The 894-nt window shown below is 72.3% G+C and carries 1 protein-coding gene; it reads left to right on the top strand.

The window, feature by feature from the left end; all coding sequences use genetic code 11:
- Positions 1-894, top strand: an 894-nt coding sequence (locus ACOADB_RS10805) for a hypothetical protein (RefSeq protein WP_378598072.1), incomplete at both ends; no start/stop codon positions are given.

Here is an 894-nt window from a genome sequence, read left to right as displayed (position 1 = left end):
GCCCTGCTGGATGCACCCCTCGGTACGTCGGCTGCCTACCAGCGGGCTGCCGCGATCATCAACCTCACCGCCGACTGCCACCTGGACTGGCTGACCCTCGCTGCCATCGCGCGCATCGAGTCCAACCACGGACGGGGCGAGAACGCTGCGCACAAGGTCGACGTGAACGGCCTGGTGACGCCGGCGCTCGTGGGCAAGCCCCTCGACGGCCAGGGTGGCCGCGGGACGGTCGACGACACCGACGCGGGCACGATCGACCACGACCTGCGGTGGGACGCGCCGGTCGGACCGTTCGGACTGATGCCGGCCACGTGGGCTGCGGTGGCGGTCGATGCCGACAGCGACGACGTACGCAATCCGCAGGACGTGGACGATGCCTCGTTGGCGGCGGCCGTGGTGCTGTGTGCCGGGGGCCGCGACCTGGCTGACGAGAAGACCCTGCGAGCGGCGTTGACGGCCTACCACCTCACACCGGGATTCGCCGAGACCGTCCTCGAGCTGTCGTCGGTGTACGCCGACGAGATGGCGACCGTGCCGGTGTTCCTGCCCCTCCCGGGCACCATGTCGATTCCCGAGGACCTCGCCGAGATCTGTGACTGTGCGCGGTCCGGGTCCACGTCGGCGCGCGAGGCCGCGCCGCAGCCACCGCCGTCGGGTACGGACAGTCCTGGCGAGGAGGCAACGCCGCCTGTGGTGGACCCCGGTGACCCCGGTACCGGCGGGACGATCGACCCGAGTGACTCGGGCGACCCCGTGGATCCTCCCTCGGAGGAGCCGACCGATCCCGCGCCGTCCACCGAGCCCGAACCCGAGCCCGAACCGGCCTCACCGCCTGCCGACACGCCTCCCGCTCCGGAGCCGGCGCCGGAACCTGCGCCGGAACCCGCACCGCAG

The organism is Nocardioides sp. CPCC 206348 (assembly GCF_048654705.1).
Classification (GTDB): domain Bacteria; phylum Actinomycetota; class Actinomycetes; order Propionibacteriales; family Nocardioidaceae; genus Nocardioides.
The sequence above is the reverse complement of the archived record's forward strand: the minus strand, read 5'-3'. Positions and strand labels throughout refer to the sequence as shown.